The 19,016-nt window shown below is 40.6% G+C and carries 17 protein-coding genes and 1 pseudogene; 5 read left to right on the plus strand and 13 right to left on the minus strand.

The genetic code is table 11. The features are described 5' to 3' along the window. Positions 1-75: 75 nt before the first annotated feature. Positions 76-1,485, minus strand: coding sequence for an NEAT domain-containing protein (locus CSV60_RS02365; RefSeq protein WP_099635872.1), 1,410 nt, complete (start codon positions 1,483-1,485; stop codon positions 76-78). Positions 1,486-1,487: 2 nt separating this feature from the next. Next, entirely contained in the window at positions 1,488-2,138 is a 651-nt protein-coding gene (isdC, locus tag CSV60_RS02370) for a heme uptake protein IsdC (protein WP_233189513.1), read from the minus strand. Positions 2,139-2,453: 315 nt separating this feature from the next. Between isdC and CSV60_RS02375 the strand changes: the two genes are divergently transcribed. Then, positions 2,454-2,963, plus strand: a complete 510-nt coding sequence (locus tag CSV60_RS02375) for a hypothetical protein (RefSeq protein ID WP_233189514.1) — start codon at positions 2,454-2,456, stop codon at positions 2,961-2,963. 51 nt (positions 2,964-3,014) lie between these two features. On the opposite strand, the gene CSV60_RS02380 is transcribed toward CSV60_RS02375, so the two are convergent. Continuing rightward, the gene (locus tag CSV60_RS02380; protein WP_233189515.1) at positions 3,015-3,791 is read right to left on the minus strand and encodes a TatD family hydrolase; all 777 of its coding nucleotides are present in this window, start codon (positions 3,789-3,791) and stop codon (positions 3,015-3,017) included. 151 nt (positions 3,792-3,942) lie between these two features. Between CSV60_RS02380 and CSV60_RS02385 the strand changes: the two genes are divergently transcribed. Continuing rightward, positions 3,943-4,701, plus strand: coding sequence for a DUF817 domain-containing protein (locus tag CSV60_RS02385; RefSeq protein WP_099635908.1), 759 nt, complete (start codon positions 3,943-3,945; stop codon positions 4,699-4,701). Between the two features lie 131 nt (positions 4,702-4,832). Here CSV60_RS02385 and CSV60_RS02390 read toward each other — a convergent pair whose 3' ends face one another. From CSV60_RS02390 to CSV60_RS02400, 3 genes are all read right to left on the minus strand, one after another. Further along, a complete protein-coding gene (locus tag CSV60_RS02390) occupies positions 4,833-5,516 on the minus strand; it encodes a peptidylprolyl isomerase (RefSeq protein WP_099630370.1) in 684 nt (227 codons plus the stop codon). Positions 5,517-5,574: 58 nt separating this feature from the next. Continuing rightward, a complete protein-coding gene (locus CSV60_RS02395) occupies positions 5,575-6,087 on the minus strand; it encodes a YehS family protein (protein ID WP_099630369.1) in 513 nt (170 codons plus the stop codon). A 74-nt stretch (positions 6,088-6,161) separates the two neighbouring features. Beyond that, positions 6,162-6,524: a winged helix-turn-helix transcriptional regulator gene (locus tag CSV60_RS02400; protein WP_099630368.1), complete on the minus strand. Its 363-nt coding sequence runs from the start codon at positions 6,522-6,524 to the stop codon at positions 6,162-6,164. Positions 6,525-6,649: 125 nt separating this feature from the next. On the opposite strand from CSV60_RS02400, the gene CSV60_RS02405 reads away from it, so the two are divergent. The 3 genes from CSV60_RS02405 (at position 6,650) to gshAB (ending at position 11,086) form a co-directional block, all read left to right on the plus strand. Continuing rightward, entirely contained in the window at positions 6,650-7,768 is a 1,119-nt protein-coding gene (locus CSV60_RS02405; RefSeq protein WP_099635873.1) for an S-(hydroxymethyl)glutathione dehydrogenase/class III alcohol dehydrogenase, read from the plus strand. A gap of 4 nt (positions 7,769-7,772) precedes the next feature. Further along, on the plus strand, positions 7,773-8,606 hold the full coding sequence (gene fghA, locus CSV60_RS02410) for an S-formylglutathione hydrolase (RefSeq protein ID WP_099635874.1): 834 nt from the start codon (positions 7,773-7,775) through the stop codon (positions 8,604-8,606). A gap of 221 nt (positions 8,607-8,827) precedes the next feature. Then, positions 8,828-11,086, plus strand: coding sequence for a bifunctional glutamate--cysteine ligase GshA/glutathione synthetase GshB (gene gshAB / locus CSV60_RS02415; RefSeq protein ID WP_099635875.1), 2,259 nt, complete (start codon positions 8,828-8,830; stop codon positions 11,084-11,086). A 142-nt stretch (positions 11,087-11,228) separates the two neighbouring features. On the opposite strand, the pseudogene CSV60_RS02420 reads toward gshAB, so the two are convergent. The 7 genes and pseudogenes from CSV60_RS02420 to walK form a co-directional block, all read right to left on the minus strand. Next, positions 11,229-11,930, minus strand: a pseudogene (locus CSV60_RS02420) (3-ketoacyl-ACP reductase). 102 nt (positions 11,931-12,032) lie between these two features. After that, positions 12,033-12,512 (minus strand): 23S rRNA (pseudouridine(1915)-N(3))-methyltransferase RlmH, encoded by a 480-nt coding sequence (gene rlmH / locus CSV60_RS02425; RefSeq protein ID WP_099635876.1) that lies wholly within the window; start codon positions 12,510-12,512, stop codon positions 12,033-12,035. A 423-nt stretch (positions 12,513-12,935) separates the two neighbouring features. Further along, positions 12,936-14,165: a S1C family serine protease gene (locus tag CSV60_RS02430; protein ID WP_099630363.1), complete on the minus strand. Its 1,230-nt coding sequence runs from the start codon at positions 14,163-14,165 to the stop codon at positions 12,936-12,938. 106 nt (positions 14,166-14,271) lie between these two features. Next, positions 14,272-15,060, minus strand: a complete 789-nt coding sequence (locus CSV60_RS02435; protein ID WP_099635877.1) for an MBL fold metallo-hydrolase — start codon at positions 15,058-15,060, stop codon at positions 14,272-14,274. 11 nt (positions 15,061-15,071) lie between these two features. Then, a complete protein-coding gene (locus CSV60_RS02440) occupies positions 15,072-15,884 on the minus strand; it encodes a two-component system regulatory protein YycI (RefSeq protein WP_099630362.1) in 813 nt (270 codons plus the stop codon). Further along, the gene (locus tag CSV60_RS02445) at positions 15,871-17,199 is read right to left on the minus strand and encodes a YycH family regulatory protein (RefSeq protein WP_099630361.1); all 1,329 of its coding nucleotides are present in this window, start codon (positions 17,197-17,199) and stop codon (positions 15,871-15,873) included. Before CSV60_RS02445 ends, CSV60_RS02440 begins: the two co-directional genes overlap by 14 nt. Next, positions 17,190-19,013, minus strand: coding sequence for a cell wall metabolism sensor histidine kinase WalK (gene walK, locus CSV60_RS02450; protein ID WP_099635878.1), 1,824 nt, complete (start codon positions 19,011-19,013; stop codon positions 17,190-17,192). Before walK ends, CSV60_RS02445 begins: the two co-directional genes overlap by 10 nt. Positions 19,014-19,016: the final 3 nt, after the last annotated feature.

The raw sequence follows: 19,016 nt of genomic DNA on the forward strand, positions 1-19,016 counted from the left end.
CTTTACACCTTACGTAAAACGACAGGAACTTCCCTCCGCTTTTGAAAAAGCGAAAGGAAGTATCTGTGTTGATTCTTATTTTTCCATGAAGTTTAATGAACCGTTTAGGATTTTAGCCATTTGTGTGCGTTGTAATGAATCGCCAGAGTTGATCAAAACTTTACCATTCGGTTGTTTTGCGCCTGTCATGATTTTTTCTGCATACAACAATGCAAATGCTTGCTTCGCTTCAGGATCTGTAATGGCTTTTCCATCCGCGTAGAATGGAAGTGTTGTATCACCTTTTTTGATTTCCTTACCTTCAGCAAATTGAATTGCACGGTATAGCATCAATGCCCCTTGCTGACGAGTCAGTGTGTTGTTCGGGTTGAACTTTGCATTCGATTGAACAATACCTGCTTTCGCGAGAGCATTAATTGCGTTGATACGCTCTTTGTCTGTGATTTTGCCTAAATCCTGGAACCCAGCGGATGGAGCCTCTTCTAATTTCAACGCACGTGCAACCATCAATGCGAACTGTGAACGTGTGATGTTGTTACGTGGATTGAACTTGTCCGCACTTTTTACAATACCTTTGTCAAGAAGTGCAAGAATCGCTTCTTTGTTGCCGTCTTTATCAATGTCCTTAAATGGGTTCACAGTTGGTTTAGCACCGTCAAGAGCAATTTGTACTTTGTGGTTAGAATCATATTTAATAGGACCTTCATTGACAATAACGTGAATTTCAGCATTCACTAACTTTGTTAAATCCGCTACGTTGAATGTATATGTGCGTACGCCTGTTGATTTATCATCTGTTGCTACAGGCACGTCCTTACCGGCAATTTTGAATCCTTGAATATAACCGCCTTTAGGGAACGTTACGGTTACTTCATTACCGTTCGTTACTTTCTTTACAGATGCAACTGGCAACATGTAATCATTCATGATGGATTCTTCATTCGTTCCATCTTTATATACTTTTACGTTCACGTTGCTTATTGTTTCCTTGTCCGCTTTAGCGACTGTTGCACTCATATCGAATTCATACCATGTGTCCATGTTGAAAGAAGGTGCCACTACATGAAGTTTGGCAGGGTATACTTTATCTGCTACAACCGGCACGGTATATGTTGTTGTACCATCAGCATTTTTCACTGCCGTTGCATCCACATATTCTTCCCCTTGCTTTGTTTGGAAGTTAGCAATCATAGAAGCTGATCTAGCCGCAACCGTTACCTTCGCATAAGACACTCCGTCTTTTTCCACCAATGTTCCTTGTGGCAGGAGATGACCACTAATTGCAGGTTCAGGTGTCGTGGTTCCAGATTTATATATATTTAAATCAATCACTTGATCCACTGCTGCCGCTTGTTTCAAAGCCGACGTTGCTTGATCGCTTGTGCTGATCGGGTTAGCGGATGCCGCTGTTGGAATAGCGATGGAAGCTGCAAGTAATGAAGCAAGTACTACTTTCGTTGCGCGAGATGATGTTTTTTTCTTCATAATTATTGTTCCCCCTGTTTTCTTTGGAATCTAGTTTTATACAATAAAAATGCTGAACCTGCTAATACAATAATTAATAGGTACGGCGTTGAATCACTGGTTTGTGGATTCTTAACTGGTACTTGGGTAGTTGGTTTTTTTGTCACTGTACTGGTACTAGTGTTGGTATTTATGTTCGTGTTAGGTGGTGGGGTGGTAGTAGTTGCAGGTTGTTTTACTGCCGGTGGTGTCACGGCGCTTTTGTCCTCAAACACTAAATCAACTGTATACTCGTGGTGGTAATTAATATGTTCTACATCCACTTTCATCGGGATCTTCACTGGTTTTGATATATCACTTACGCTAAACTCTACAACACGCGTATCAGCCTTAAGATCTTCATTGACTACTTCCGCTCCGCCTGCTGGCTCGAACTTCGTAATCCATGAACTGTTTTTAAGCGTTAGCTGTACAATAGCAGACCCATTCGTTACAGTGACGAGTGCCGGTTTTTGGAAGTAATCATTCGCAATAGATGCGTTAGTGCTGTCTGGCTGATTCACTTGATAATTTAATTGCTGGGTACCGTCTGCTATTTTAGCAGATGCTTGCGGCAGACCTACCGTCAACACGAAAAAACTTACAACTAAAAAGTATAAAAATGCTTTTCTCACTTTGACATCATCCCCTTTCATTGTCCATTTTCACGCTACATAAATTCACCGATCAACTTCCATTCACTGGGTATATTTCCACTTTTAAATTATCTCATAAATTACCCCATACATAAATCATTGCAACTTTATCGTCTAGTGACTTATGACGAATATGTGACATTTACAACGACAAATGAGAATGGTTATCATTTAATATAGCCCGTTTTGCCAGTAATGTCAATTGCTATCTGGAAAATTATTTCAATTTGACTCGTTAAATTCTCCACTAGTCACTAAATCCAAAACTTCGCATAGGCTAGAACGATACGATTTATGGATGAGAGGGGTACTGCGATGAATATTCAGTCTTTCAGTGGTGTCGTAATGGTTATAAATGAATTTTATACGGGGCAAAATAATGACGCTGGTTGCTACATGTTGATGACAGTCGATAATGGTAGAGGAAATGTTGTAAACTTTGTAGTAGGGCCGACAACTTATTTCGTCAATCATGTGAAAATTCATGTAGGTGATCGCGTTACAGGATTTTATGACGCCGACGCTGCCACACCTATGATCTATCCTCCACAATTTGGAGCGGTGGTTATGGCCAAAGATTCTAAACGTGAAAACGTCAAAGTCGACTACTTCAATCGTCGCCTGCAAAGTAGTGATGGAACGCTTCAGCTTAATCTGTCTCCGCAAACTGAAATACTTTCGACAAATGGCCAGTATTTCACAGGTAATATAGCAGAGCGAAATTTGATCGTTATATATGGTGCAACTACAAAGAGTATCCCTCCTCAAACAACACCACATAAAATCATTGTGATTTGTTCATGAATAGTTTACTTAGATAAAGTAGAGACACGCATCAATGAGCGTGTCTCTGTTTTATATGCGAAAGAATCGTTGTGTCGTCTTATAGATTTCTCTATATGCCTCATCAACCGTTACACCTTTAATTTTAGCGATACTGTGAATACTCTCATGCATCATAGAAGGATGTGTTAATTTATCTTTAAAAGAATATTCAAAAGGCCACGGTCCATCAGTTTCTACCATTAGCTGAGTGAACGGAACTTGTTTGACTAGATGTTGAATCTTTTCCCGATACGTAACTTCTGGTGTCACAGAAATCATATAACCGTTCGAGATAATTTGCTCCAATATAATGTCGTCGCCTTTAAACCAGTGAAATTGCGCTTTCGATATTGAATAACGTTCCAACATCTCACAAACAATAGCTGCATCTTCATAAACGGCATGTAAGGCAATTGGCAAGTTATATTCGGCTGCCTTCCGAACAAAACATTCCAACACATACTTATATAGTGTTAGGTCTAAATCAGACTGCTGTTGTCGCAAGTAATAAGGTAACCCCACCTCTCCAATTGCAGTGAGGTAATTTGCATGTTCATCGATCAATTGTAGAATAGCCAAAAGTTCCATTTCACTTGGTAACGCTTGTTCCGGGTGATAACCTATTGCTGGTTTGATGCGTCTATCCATTTTCGAAAGTTCAATTTGCTTAACGGAAGATGCGAAGTCATTTGAAACCGCCACTATTGCGGTTATATCATTCACATCTAACTCGCCCAAAATTTGAAGTCGTTCTTCTTCTTCATACATATCTAAATGAATATGCGCATCGATTACGCGTCTGCTCAAAAAATACCCCCCTCTTTCATGAATACGCTATGTTTCACGTGAAACGTTTCCGCGTGAATGAACCTAAACTATTATCTGAGCGTCATACTAATTTCCATTATGAAAAAGTAGGCGGTGACGTATGAATATGCATGCATTACGTATGAAAACAATGAATACAACACGACAACTCTTTATTTTCGGATGGCAACAAGCTTTAGCTTGCACTTTTCCTGTTATAATCTTCAGTTCACTCGCGCTTACGCAAATCATATATCTCCCTTTCTTGCCACGATACGACTGGCTACTCATCATTTTTATCGGAACTCAGTGGTGGATGGTACGATCAGGACTCGAAACACGTGATGAACTTAAAGTAATTACGTTATTTCATATAGTTGGCCTTACTTTGGAAATATTTAAAGTACATATGGGTTCTTGGTCTTATCCTGAAGAAGGCTATTTCAAAATTCTAGGCGTCCCTTTGTACAGCGGTTTCATGTATGCGAGTGTAGCAAGCTACTTGTGTCAGGCTTGGAGAAGATTGCACGTAAACCTGATTGAATGGCCACCGCTCTGGGCAGTTATTCCGCTTGCCATGGCGATATATGGAAACTTTTTCACTCATCATTATTGGTTTGATATAAGATGGTGGTTATCCGCATTAGTACTAGTTGTTTTTTGGCGTGCATCGGTTAGTTTTCGGGTAAGCGAGACACACTACGTTATGCCATTAACTCTTTCATTCGTATTGATTGGCTTTTTCGTTTGGGTAGCTGAAAATATTGCTACTTTCTTTGGTGCTTGGACCTATCCCAATCAAAGCGAGACATGGCATCTCGTTGGCATCGGCAAATTAAGTTCTTGGTTACTACTAGTCATCGTCAGTTTCCTCATCGTAGCGGTCTTAAAACATATTAAAAAGGAATAGTTAAGTATAAGGTAACGGGTAATAATTTACTATACAGTTTATCCTTGGAAAATTCCATTGCATGGGAAATAAATGAACTTGCTATATTAAAAACGCAGCAAGCTCAATAGCCTACTGCGTTTTTATGATGATTAGTGTGTAACTGGTTCAGGGTAATCGAAGCCTTTTGTATCTACTTCCACTGTCTTCATCTTCTGCTCTTTGATGGGCTTATCCATAGCGTCTGTTTCATTAGCTACGATAGCATCCACTATCTCCATGCCTTCCCTCACTTTACCGAAAGCCGCATACTCGCCGTCAAGTGAAGAGTTGTCGTCTGTCATGATGAAGAATTGTGACCCTGCGGAGTTCGGATCTTGCGTACGTGCAGTCGAAATCACACCGCGCTCATGTTTCATAGTATTTTCAAAACCATTCGAAGAGAATTCTCCATCAATTGCATATCCCGGTCCGCCTGACCCGTCACCGGATGAATCTCCACCTTGAATCATAAAGCCCGGAATCACACGGTGGAAAATCAAGCCATCGTAATAGCCATCTTCAATTAAAGAAATGAAATTCGCTACCGTATTTGGTGCAACAGTCGGCTCTAGTTCCACTACAATCTGCTCATCATTTTCCATCGTGATCGTCACGACAGGGTTCTCTTTTACATCTTTCGAGTAGTCAACCGCTTCTCCTTTAGGTTGTTCTGTGGTTTCTTCTTTCGGTGTCTCCACTGTTTTTTCTTCAGTTGCTCCCCCACACCCAACTAAAAGAACGGTCAACGCCATCAAACTCATTATGAAATACCATGCTTTATTACGCTTAAACATATCCGTCTAACACTCCCTATTATTTTATATCTTCTACGACCTACTCCCAGTTATGTTTTTACTCATCACGGTAACGTAATGCTAATCCCTTTAGGAAGTTTCGAGCGTATCGATCACCACACGGTTTATAGTTTCGATGACCTTCTTTACGAAGAACAGCACTTAATTCGTTTTTAGATATCGTAACACCTGCATTTTCTAAAATCTCCAGCATATCTTCACTTGTAAGAGATAATGCTATTTTCACTTTCTTCAGCAAAATATTATTGACATTACGATGGCCTTCTTCTGACATAAGAAATGGTTGTGGAGCATTACCGGTATTTTCCGGTACTCCTCTTTTTGAGCTGATTAAGCCATTTAGAAATGACTCCAATGTTATGTTGTCGATTTCCTTTGCATATTCATTCATCTGCATTTCATCCGCACTATCTTCATTCGTTTTTGTCAGCATCTCTTTTACTTCCGCTCTGTTTGTCTTCAGTCCGCCTAACGCAAACATTTCTACAACTGTGGAATCTTTTAGATCCAACGCGTAGCGTAACCTGCTTAAAATATCATTATTATTCATGTAATCACCTGTACCCTCTCTACTATATTGCTGTAATTCTTAGTATAGCTTGATTCGTTACAATTTGTCTTCATTCAGTCAACTAACGTTGAATCTGCCTCTTGTTCAATTGTTTGCATAAACTGATCACCAAAATTACAAATCGAGGTAACGACTGGTTCCAATAATAAACCCACTTCACTTAATTTGTACTCCACTTTTGGCGGCACGACGGGATAGACATAGCGCGTAATGATTTTATCCTCTTCTAATTCTCGTAACTGTCTGATCAACATACGTTGATTGGCATCCGGAAGTTTTTTCTGTATTTCGCTCAACCTTAACGGTGTTTCGTGCAGTAAGCACCAGATGATCGCAATTTTCCAACGACCTCCTATGACAGACAAAGCCAAATCCTTGCTTGTAAAGTACTGCTTATCTTTATACTGAATGACCATATTGCTTCACTTCTTTCTATACCATTCATGTTCATAGTGACAAAAGAGTCAGTATTGCATGGTGAATTATAATATGTAATGATAGAAAAGTAAACACAATACAGTAAAAGAAAGAAGGGCTTCATTTGAAAAGTAGAGCAGCTGTAGCATTCAAACCTGGAGAACCACTTAAAATTGTAGAAATCGATGTAGAAGAACCAAAAGCTCATGAGGTATTAGTCAAAATTCTTTACACTTCTGTCTGTCACACAGACGCATATACATTATCAGGCGATGACGCAGAAGGAGTATTTCCTGCCGTTTTAGGTCATGAAGGCGCTGGTGTCGTTGTTTCAGTAGGTGAAGGAGTCACTTCCGTTAAACCTGGCGATCACGTTATTCCACTTTATACACCTGAATGTGGGAAATGTAAATTCTGTTTATCCGGTAAAACTAACCTATGTGGGGCAATTCGCGAAACACAAGGTAAAGGATTAATGCCTGACGGTACGACTCGCTTCTCTTATAATGGCGAACCGATTTATCACTACATGGGCACGAGCACTTTCAGTGAGTATACTGTCGTGTCTGAGATCTCTCTAGTTAAAGTGGAAGATCATAACGTACCACTTGATAAAGTTTGTCTATTCGGGTGTGGCGTCACTACTGGTATCGGAGCTGTTCATAATACAGCGAAGGTAGAAGAAGGTGCGGTTACGGCAGTCTTCGGTCTTGGAGCTATTGGTTTGGCTGTTATTCAAGGATTGAAGCAAGCAAAAGCAAGCCGCATCATTGCAATTGACTTGAATGAAGATAAATTTGAATTGGCGAAGAAGATGGGTGCAACAGACTTCGTTAATCCTTCGTCATTTGATAAACCAATCCAGGAAGTCATTGTAGACATGACAGATGGCGGTGTTGATTACAGCTTCGAGTGTATTGGTAATGTCGAAGTGATGAAAGCTGCTCTTGAATGCTGCCATAAAGGTTGGGGTGAGAGCATCATCATTGGTGTCGCAGGTGCTGGTAAAGAAATTCATACCCGTCCATTCCAACTAGTTACGGGTCGCGTATGGCGCGGTTCCGCATTTGGCGGAGTAAAAGGTAGAACGGAATTGCCGGGAATGATTGATGACTACATGGATGGTGAAATTGATTTGGATTCGTTCATTACACACCAATTAAACTTCACGGATATTAATGAAGCCTTTGATTTACTGCATAAAGGTGAATCAATTCGATCAATACTAACATATGGAGAGTGAGATCATGAGTCTAGAACGCGTTGAGCAAAGACGCTCTTTTGGTGGGGAACAAAACAAATACAACCATTATTCAGAAGTCCTCAAGTGCGATATGACATTTAGTATCTTCTTACCGTCAAATAAAGAACAAAAAGAAATACCACTTATTTGGTTTTTGTCGGGATTAACATGTACGGATGATAACTTCAGTCAAAAAAGTGGTTTCCAAAGCTTGGCTGAAAAACATCAAGTAGCTGTTATCATTCCGGATACATCTCCACGCGGAGAAGATATAGCGGACGACCAGGCATTTGACCTTGGACAAGGTGCGAGCTTTTATCTAAACGCAACAGAAGAGCCATGGGCTAAACATTACCAAATGTATTCCTATATAACAGAGGAGCTACGTGAAATTGCCGCTACTCTAGTGCCTAATTTCTCTGGTAACGAAAGTATCATGGGTCACTCAATGGGTGGTTATGGTGCATTGATGATTGGAATGAAGAATACAAATCGTTTCAAAGCAATTTCTGCATTTTCTCCTATTTCAAGTCCGAGCGAGGTTCCTTGGGGAATTAAGGCGTTTACGACTTACCTAGGGGAAGATAAGGCGACGTGGAGAGAATGGGACACTGCTGAGCTAGTGAAGGAAGCAGGTATTCCACCCATCCTTATTACGCAAGGAACTGCAGATGGATTTTATCCTGAGCAATTGAATGAAAAACCGTTCCTTGAAAATACAAAGCAGTATGACCAAGCAGTAGAATATAACAAAGTAGACGGATATGACCATAGCTACTTCTTCATCTCTTCCTTCTTGGAAGAACACTTTGATTTTCACATGAAGAACTTAGGGTAACATGAATACATTTTGATAGTTGAAGTAGCTACTGCTTCCAAAGGGTGACGCCTTCGGGAGGGTGTGTCTTGCAGTCTAGATTAAAGGTGTCTTACGCTCACCCATTAACAGTCCAAAACATTCACATTGCCACGCAGTGTGGATGTTTTTGTTTTTAAGGGTATATGAACTAAGATAGAAGAACGAAGTGAAAAATATATTACATAGGAGGGATATTTACGATGGATCTAAAGAAATTGTTAGCCAATGAACGTGTGAAGCCGTATGTTCTGAAAGCTCGGTATGGTATTGAAAAAGAAGGACAACGCGTGGATCTCGATGGGCACTTGGCAACAACCGACCACCCCGCAAATATCGGAATGGGTGATGAGCATCCGTATATTCAACGCGACTTCTCAGAAACTCAAATGGAATTGATCACGCCTGTCCTGAACACACTGGACGAACTATTTGATTACCTATCAGGCATTCATGACGTTGCCTATCGTTCGATGGGCAAGAATGAAATGCTCTGGCCGTTAAGTATGCCCCCTGCTCTTCCTAAAAAAGAGGAAGATATCATGATTGCGAAGCTGAACAGTTTTGAAAATGTTCTGTATCGTCGTTCACTCGCCAATTCATACGGCCGTCGCAAGCAAATGATTTGTGGAATTCATTTCAACTTTGAATTCAGAGACGAACTGCTCCGCATGTTATTTGAACTACAATCGGATATCGATAATTATCAGCAATTCAAAACTGATATTTATTTGAAATTGACTAGAAACTATTTGTACTATCGCTGGCTCGTCACGTATTTCTACGGTGCGTCCCCTACAAGTGAAGAAAACTTCTACGGATGCGACGATAAACCAGACGAACCGGTTAGAAGTATTCGTAGTAGCCGATTCGGCTATACGAATCATGACGATGTAAATGTGTCGTTCAGCACGATTCAAAAATATATTTCGGATTTATCTTCCGTAGTTAATCGAGGTTTGCTAGTAGAAGAAAAAGAGTTCTACACGGCTATGCGTTTACGTGGGAGTGATCGAGTGGCAGAATTCGAGCATACCGGTGTGCGTTATGTGGAGTTACGGAATATCGACTTGAACCCATTTGAAACAAATGGCATTAGCTATGAGCAAGCGGAATTCCTACATATATTCCTGCTATATCTACTACAAAAAGAAGAAAATCCCGAGAGCGATGAATGGGGTAATGTAGGTGATGCGCGCAATGATGTTGTCGCACTTGAACACCCATTATCACATACACAGTTTGAAGCCGAAGCATATGAACTTGTTGACGAAATGGAGCAGTTGTCAAAAGATCTGGACTTCCCCGTTTCTGAATCATTATTTGCGAACCTGAGAGAGATGCTTGCTGATCCTTCTAAAACCTTGGCGGGAAGACTTTACTCAGAGAGTCAAAAGACGAGTCAAAGTCAAGTGGCAACAGAAATTGCGAGAAAAACCTATAGTCAGCTATGGGAAAAGCCATACGAACTGACAGGCTTTACGGATATGGAGCTATCCACGCAGATCATGATGTATGATGCGATACAGAAAGGCATCAAGGTAGAGGTTCTGGACCGCCATGATCAATTCTTAAAGCTAAAACTGCGAGATCATATTGAATACGTGAAAAACGGTAATATGACGAGCAAAGATACGTATGTCTCTACGTTGATTATGGAAAATAAAACAGTGACGAAGAAAATTCTTCATCAAGCGGGCTATCATGTCCCGGGTGGCGATGAGTTCAGTAATAAGGAAGAGGCTTTGCATGCCTATAAGATGTTTGCCAAGACGCCATTTGTCGTGAAGCCGAAAACTACTAATTACGGACTTGGAATTTCCATCTTTAAAGACGGTGCCAGTTATGAGGACTATGAGAAAGCGATCACTCTCGCATTCGATGAAGACTCGTCAGTTTTAATAGAAGAGTTCCTTGCTGGCACAGAGTACCGTTTCTTTGTGCTACACGATAAAGTACTCGCCGTCATGCTGCGCGTGCCTGCAAACGTCACGGGTGACGGTACACACACAATTCAGGAACTCGTTGAAGAGAAGAACCGTGATCTACTAAGGGGTACAGACCACCGTACACCACTAGAGCTTATTCAACTGGGCGAACTAGAAGTTCTTATGCTGAAAGGTCAAGGTTATCAAATTGATTCCATTCCCGAAGACAGCGAGATCGTCTACTTGCGTGAGAACTCCAACGTCAGTACTGGTGGAGACTCGATTGATGTAACCGATCAAGTTTCCGAAGATTATAAGAAGATTGCAGTAGATGCAGTAGCCGCACTTGGAGCAAAAATTAGCGGCATCGATTTGATTATTGAAGACCTCGATGTTCCAGCAGCGAATCCAGGCGCGTATGGCATCATTGAAGCGAACTTTAACCCTTCGATGTATATGCATATTTACCCTTATAAAGGCAAATCACGTCGAGTAACGACGGATATTTTACATTACTTATTCCCGGAACTGTAATAAAATATTTTTGACTTGTCGAATGAAAATGTTCGCATAGTAACTACGTATGAATAATAAAAACCTTAGTTGAACCACTAAAATGGGCCTATCCAGATAAACTGGATAGGCCCATTCATGTTTTATCAAGTGAATAAATAGATTAAAGTAGATTCGTAGCAATGAAACTGGCTGTTTTTACATATACACGTCGTTTTAATTTCAATTGATTTACACTCACTTCAGCCATGTCTTCTGATTGAATCAATTTGGAATCATCGTTTTCTTTAATGAAGTTTAAATCTAGTGCCAAATCCGTTGCGACAGTACTTGGCGTTTAAGCCGAAACACGAATATTATTTCGTCGTACCTCTTGTGCTATTGATTCTGTGAAGCCAATTAACGCAAATTTGGATGCACTGTATGCACTTGAAGTAGATGCTCCATTTAAACCACTTGTCGATGAAATATTAATGATGTCGCCTGCATTTTTTTCAATTAATTGCGGTAATATAGCAAGTGTAACATAATACGTGTCCATTAAATTTACATCTACTATGTTCTTCCATTTCTCTGAGTCCATCTCCAAGACAGTACCAAATGTTGCAATGCCCGCATTATTTATTAGAATATCGGCCGTTCCTAAATCAGTAGTTAATGATACAATAGCTTCTTCAACTTGCTCTTTAGATGAAACATCGGCTGTTGCATAAGCGACTTTCACACCATGACTTTCAATTTCTGCAGCCACTTCATTTAAAACAGACTCCGTTCTTGCAAGCAATCCAATATGGACTCCCTCTTTTGCTAAGTGAAGTGTCGCCACTTTCCCTTTTAGTATAACTGCTGAAAAGATCCTTGGCATGAACGGAAGCTTGTATAGCTACTTTGTAAAGTTAACTACTGTTCTATTCATCGTTCCTTTAGTCATTTTTAATAAACACAGTTTATTATCTTTAAACCATATTTACTTATGATAAGGCTCTCCCTTAATAATCCGAAACCCACGGTAAATCTGCTCCACCAACACCAACTTCATGAGCTGATGCGGAAACGTCATCTTGGAAAAGGATAACTTCTCATTCGAACGCTGCAATACACTACTATGTAAACCAAGAGATCCGCCAATCACAAAGACAATCTTGCTTTTACCGTATGTCATCAACGAATCAATACTAGCTGCGAATTCCTCAGAAGTTTTCATTTTCCCGTCGATTGCTAGTGCAATGACATGCGCGTCTGGTGCAATTTTCGCTAGAATTCGATCAGCTTCTTTCTTTTTCACGATTTCCATGTCGGCTTCGCTTAGTGTTTCAGGTGCTTTTTCGTCCGCCACTTCGATTAATTGCATTTTTGCATAGCTATTCAGACGTTTAATATACTCTTCTATTCCTTGTTTCAAATACTTCTCTTTTAACTTACCCACGGTCACAATTGATATATTCACAGTTTATCCACTCGCTCTCCAAATGTTATACACAATACTTATGCACATATCCACAGCCCTATCTACATATTGTGTCCGATTATTTGTTCCGTACTACATGTAAATCTTACTGATTATTGTATCACATCAATGTGGATAACTTTTCATTCTTTTTTCATTTTGAATAGATTGATCTTTTTACCATAAAAAATGAAAATACCTCAACCTATTGACCTGTAAGGGATTAACGCTTGTCGCTTTGATTTAATTTATTATTTTCCGAACACTTTCTTTTACACAATGTTGTACACAATGTTGTACACATTATTTAGACTTTATCCACAATTGGATAACTTCATAAAAAAATCAGGCATCGTAGCGTAGTTTCGCTAGATACCTGATGTGGACGGGAAGTTGTTCACTTTGTGGACAATGTACAATCTCTTAGAATGTATTTCCGTCTTTCAACACCATTTCCAAATCCAGTTTCTTTCCATCACGATAGACTGTAATTTTCAATGGATCGCCAATTTCTTTTTTATTATACAAATACTTACGTAGACTGACCATATCTGTCACTATCTCATCATCCAACTGAACAATTGTATCATACTTCTTCACACCTGCTTCTACTGCGGATGAATTCGGTATGACATCTGTTACAACAACGCCATCCGTTACTTCTTTAGGCAAGTTCAACGTCTGTTGCTGTTGCTGAATGGGAATTTGTCGAAGATCAAGTAACGATACACCCATTGTCGGACGGTTTACTTGCCCCGTTTCTTCCAAGTGCTCAATAATTGGTAATGCAATATTGATTGGAATAGCTAGTCCAATCCCCTCTACTGTTGCTTCAGAAATCTTCATAGAGTTGATTCCGATCAATTGACCCGCCATGTTGATTAGAGCACCACCGGAGTTCCCGGGGTTGATGGCTGCATCTGTCTGCAAGACGTCTGCCTGCCAATCGATGTGTCCATCTTTGTTTAAATCCATTGGAATGGAGCGGTCTTTACCTGAAATTACACCCACTGTAACTGATCCTGCAAAGCCAAGTCCCAATGGGTTACCGATAGCAATGACTGTTTCTCCACGTTTTAATGCGTCTGAATCTCCGAATTCTACCACTGTATCGACGTGTTCCGCATCAATTTCTACTACAGCCAAGTCTGTCCATAGATCACTGCCGATTAATTTTCCTTCAACCTTAGTACCATCATCGAAACTGACTTCGAGTTGTTCGGAATTCTCTACGACATGGTGGTTGGTAACAATATATGCTTTGTCGCCCTCTTTTTTATACAAGACACCAGAACCCGAACCGGCTTCTTGAGTAGACGTTGTAGAAGACCAAAAATCCTGGACCGTCTGGATATTCGTAATACCGACGACAGCGTTTGCGACATCATCTACGACGTCTGTCACTTCCGATGAGATATCGATCGATACTTGTGCGTGCTCGGATGCAGTTTTACTCTCTTTTTTTTCAATCCTTGTTGTATCTTCATGACTCGATCCTCCCGCATACATCATAGTTAAAAATACAATTAACCCACCCAATAATGCACCAAGTAAACCTGGCCAAAAACTACCTCGGCGTTTTGGGTTGCGTTTTGGCTCCACCGGCGGAAACGGTTGTTGCCGTTCGATCTCTTCTCTTCTTTCATCATCCATTCACATTTCCTCCTTGTCAGAAAGTATTCCTACATGTACTGTACCCCATTAACTCTTTGAAAATGCAAAAAGCCTCACTAATTTAGCAAGGCTTTTCGCATTTACTTCAGACTAGCACAAGCTCTGTAGATTCTGATGCATCCGTGTCATGCAAGTGGACAAATTCCCCTGCACGAATACCGCAGTCTTCAAGGGTCTGTGCTACGCTCATGCGCGCCAAGTCTTTCATATTATTATCTAAGCTAAGATGGGCTAAATAAATATGCGCTTCTTTTTGAGCTACTACTTCACTCATTGCAACAGCTGCATCCTCATTCGATACGTGGCCCACGTCACTTAGTATACGACGTTTAATGGACCACGGATAACGGCCCATCTGTAGCATGCTGACGTCATGATTGCTTTCAAATACAAAGCTGTCAGCTCCTTGGATATGACCTTTCATACGATCACTAACATAGCCTGTGTCAGTAATAATCGCAAGTTTACGATTACCTTCATTGAACGTATAGAACATTGGGTCCGCTGCGTCATGGGATACCGCAAATGACTGGATATCCAGTGAGCCAAATGTTTTCACCGTTTCCATGTCGAAGTGAAAACGCTGATCAACGGGAATCTCCCCTACAAGTCCGTCCATCGCCTGCCACGTTTTGGCATTGGCATAGATTGGCGTTTTATACTTCCGGGCAAGTACGCCGATTCCTTTAATATGATCACTGTGTTCATGTGTGACGAAAATGCCGTCAATTTGTTTCATCGAGCGATTGATCGATCTGAGCAAACCTTCAATTTTCTTACCGCTCATGCCGGCATCTACTAGAAAAGCATGCTCATCTGTCTCTATATATATCGAGTTGCCTGTACTGCCACTCGCCAAAATGCTAAATCGCATGTGGAAAACTCCTATTCTGTCGATTCTTCTACTATATCCGATTGGAACTCGATGACCTTTCCTTCAATCGCATTGATGAAGTAATTTTCTATCGTCCCATCTTTCAATTTTACCTGAACATTCCACGTCGGTGCAAATACTTGAGTTTCCGTTAGTTGAACAAGTGTTGAATAACCTGACTTGACTTGCATAACAGTGGAATCGGGTTTTAAATAGCCACGTGTAACAAGCGAAGAGACCGCATCGTCTTGCGATAGTAAATCCTTTTTATGATTAAAACTTAAGAATTCGTCGAGCATACTTTGTTCGTAATGCGTCACTTCGCCATCTTTACCCCAGTGCATGATGAGCATGGCATTCGGACTGTAGAAGATAGTTTCGTTCTTTACCCGTTGGAAAAATACAGCGCTCTGCTCCTCTTCGTCTACATCCCATAGCACGTAATCTTCGCCGTGGAGCACATACTTCCTTAAGAACTCGTCAAAGTAATATTCGCCTTTTCCTTCGGTTACTTTTACTGCTTTTTTCATATGGGACAGTAATCGTGATTTTTCAATCAAGACAAATGATTGGTTACTTAACCCTTTTAACTTTTCATTGGAAAAGGTGGCAATATGAGCTGATAAATACGAAACATCTTTTTTAGTGAAAGGAATGGGTTCATACGTAATATTCTCTAGCGCCAATGTTTCTTCAATCGATGTTTTCCCGAGACTCTGCATACTTCCGACACTCATTTGTCTGTCTAAATAGAGCCAATACAAGAAGACATTTAGAATGGAAAAGACGATAATAAAGATGGTTTTGGTTCTATTCCAATCCAATTACGCCACCTCCTTGCAATTCTTCTGGAGCGTGGCGAAACCAGTTATCCTTGATAAGGTAATACCAGCAAGGTTGTAAAATAATTAATTTGCGTTCTATATCATGGATCATATAATAACCGGGAGTGATTTCCTCAATCAAATCAAAGTTTAGCTCTTCCGATTCACGTAAAGACTCCGCCACTTCCACTCCTGAAGGTAGTTTCTCTTGTACCGGTTCGATGTTCACATCTAATGTGTAATAAGGACGTATATATTTGAATACACGCATATCTCCCCATGTCTCCGTGATTTCGCTTATGCCTGGTTGATCACTAAAGACTGGCAAACCATCAATATATAGTTGGAACCGGACATAACGGGAATAGGGATTCATATAGGCATAGCGGAACTCATCCGTCCAGCCACCATGTTCATTGATAAAATCGATAGTATTCAGCAATAACTCCGAAGGTAGCGCGAACTCCTGACTCTCTACTGCAGGCATGACATAACTCAACCTTTTAATCTCGGTATCGACATTCATGAACGCGTGATCGTCTCCGTATTCTTCATTGGTTGGATTCACTTGATTACGTCGTACGGCGTTAGGGTCACTGAACAATGCATCACGGAAACGTAATGGATTGATTTCTTCCTGGTAATACGTATTACGCATAATGGTTATTGGATCTTTTGGCACCGCAAGAAATGGTGCATTGCCACGATCAATTTCTGCATATTCATCGAATGACTGACCAACATCCACTACGTTACGCAAAAAGCTTGTTTTATTCGGCAGCGTCACCTGCACCTGATAATGCAAGCCGCTCACTTCACTCAGTAAATGAATAACTGGCGCTTGTGTAGATTGACTCCAGTCAATGACCAGACGATTAAAGGTAGCTTCGGGAATATTCACGTCGTCGACTGGTAATACATTGTCATAGACCAACATGGGCACTTCCCCAGTGAAGTAGAGCGCCATTTGACTCGGTTGCCGCAAGGTTTGTGCAATATTAAACTTATTCATGTCCTGTCTAACTAGCTGTAGATTAGATAATTCCCATGTATTCATTTCTCTCAGGATTCTGTCGATTTTTTCGGTATCTGTAGAACCTAGTACCTGATCTTTTAAAGTGGTAATTATTTTATATGGCTTGATGATTTCATCGATTGTTTTCTTCTCAGAAATGGATATATCCACAGTCTGTAGTTGTTCCATTGGTTCATAATTCGGTGAATAGTTCCAAACCTCAAAGGTAAACAGGACACTCAGTGAGACGAGCAACAACAATACAATGGATTTAATTATTTCGATGTATTTCAATCCCACTCACCATCCTCTTGTTGTTCAAATGGTAGCTTGAAGAAAATTGTCGTTCCTTTTCCTTCCTCACTCTGTGCCCAAATATCTCCTTTATGCGCCACGATCATTTCTTTAGCGATTGCGAGGCCCAGACCGGTTCCGCCAAGTGCACGGGAACGAGCTCTATCTGCGCGATAGAAACGATCGAAAATTCGATTGACATTGGACTTTGGTATACCCATTCCATCGTCTGAAATCATCACTTTAATATAATCACCTGATATCGTTACACCGAAGCGAACTTCCCCACCATCTGGCGAATACTTCAAGGCATTTGAAATAATATTGTCTAGTACTTGCGTTAGTTTATCGGTATCGATCTCCACAAATAGACTGCTTGAATACAAATTCCGTGTGAATCGTACATTTTGCGACTTGGAAAATTCAAAACGCTCGATAACCGCATTAAAGAATCGGTTAAATTCCACCCATTCTTTATTCAATTCATATTCTTTACTATCCATACGTGAAAGTTTCAGTAAGTCATTCACGAGACGGATCATTCGCTCAGTTTCATTTTGCGTAACATGTAAGAAGTTCGGAGCGATTTCCTCATTACGCCAAGCCCCTTCTGCCAATGCATCTAGATAACTGCGCATTGTAGTGAGTGGAGTTCGCAGTTCATGTGAAACATTTGACACGAACTCCCGACGTTCCATATCAATTTTTTCTTGCTCGGTATTATCGTGCAATACGACAATCAAGCCGTTTACAAATCCTGTTTCACGCTGGGTAACGGAAATTGTCGCACGTAAAATATATGCCTGATCTTCTGTACTAAAATCCAGTGGAATTGATTCTTTCATCTGAATTAGCTCTTCAAACGTAAACTCATCGTCTATACCGAGAATACTGGCGATGGGGCGATTTATGACAAGATCGTTCGTTACTCCAAGCATCTGCAGGGCGGAGTCATTAATTAGGCTAACTCGTCCTTTACGGTCGGTAGAAATGACGCCGTCCGTCATATTTTCCAGAACTGAGGCTAACTTTCGCCTTTCGCTCTCAGTAGTCGACTGTGATTCTTGCAGCTGGTTAGTTAAGTGATTGAATGCGATGGCTAGCTGACCCATCTCATCCGAACCATATACTTTAACCTTTCGGGTGAAGTTCCCTTTTGCCATCGCCTGCGCTTGTCTTCGCATGTCTGATATTGGCCGGGTAAATGCCCTGGCAATGAAGATCCCAACTAGTATTGTAATGGTAAGGGAGACGGCTGCTGCCCCCGCCAATATCCTATTGATTTCTTCAATTTGTTGAAAAACGGATTCAATATTGGCTTCTACATAGAGCGAGCCAACAATTTCATTGCCGTTAAAGATTGGTTTAGCTAAGGAAAGCACGCGATTATGAGATTGCGGATCAATCGTCACAACATCTTTCATGGTCTCTGACGTTATGGACTTTCGCACATTATCATTGGTCGAATGTTGCCCTACCCTCATCTGATTTTCGAATGAAGATGTCGCTAGAATACGATACTTTGGATTTATAACCCGTATTTCAATAATGTCATCTGATGTGAACTCGACCAAGACATTTTTTAAGCTTTGTTCTAGTGTAGGATCATTGTCTTTACGTTTTTTTGTAATTTCCTCTCGCACACTGAACTCGACTAAATTCATCCGGTCTACAATTGAATTCGTAAAGTTATCCTTTAATGTTTGTTCCAATTCACGAGCAAAATACAGCCCGATAATCTGCATGGATACAAGTATAAGCAGGACGTAAATCAAGACAAATTTGACTTGAATGGACCGGAAAAAACCTACTTTATGCATAAT

Origin of the sequence: Sporosarcina sp. P7, assembly GCF_002743425.1 — a bacterium.
GTDB lineage: Bacteria > Bacillota > Bacilli > Bacillales_A > Planococcaceae > Sporosarcina.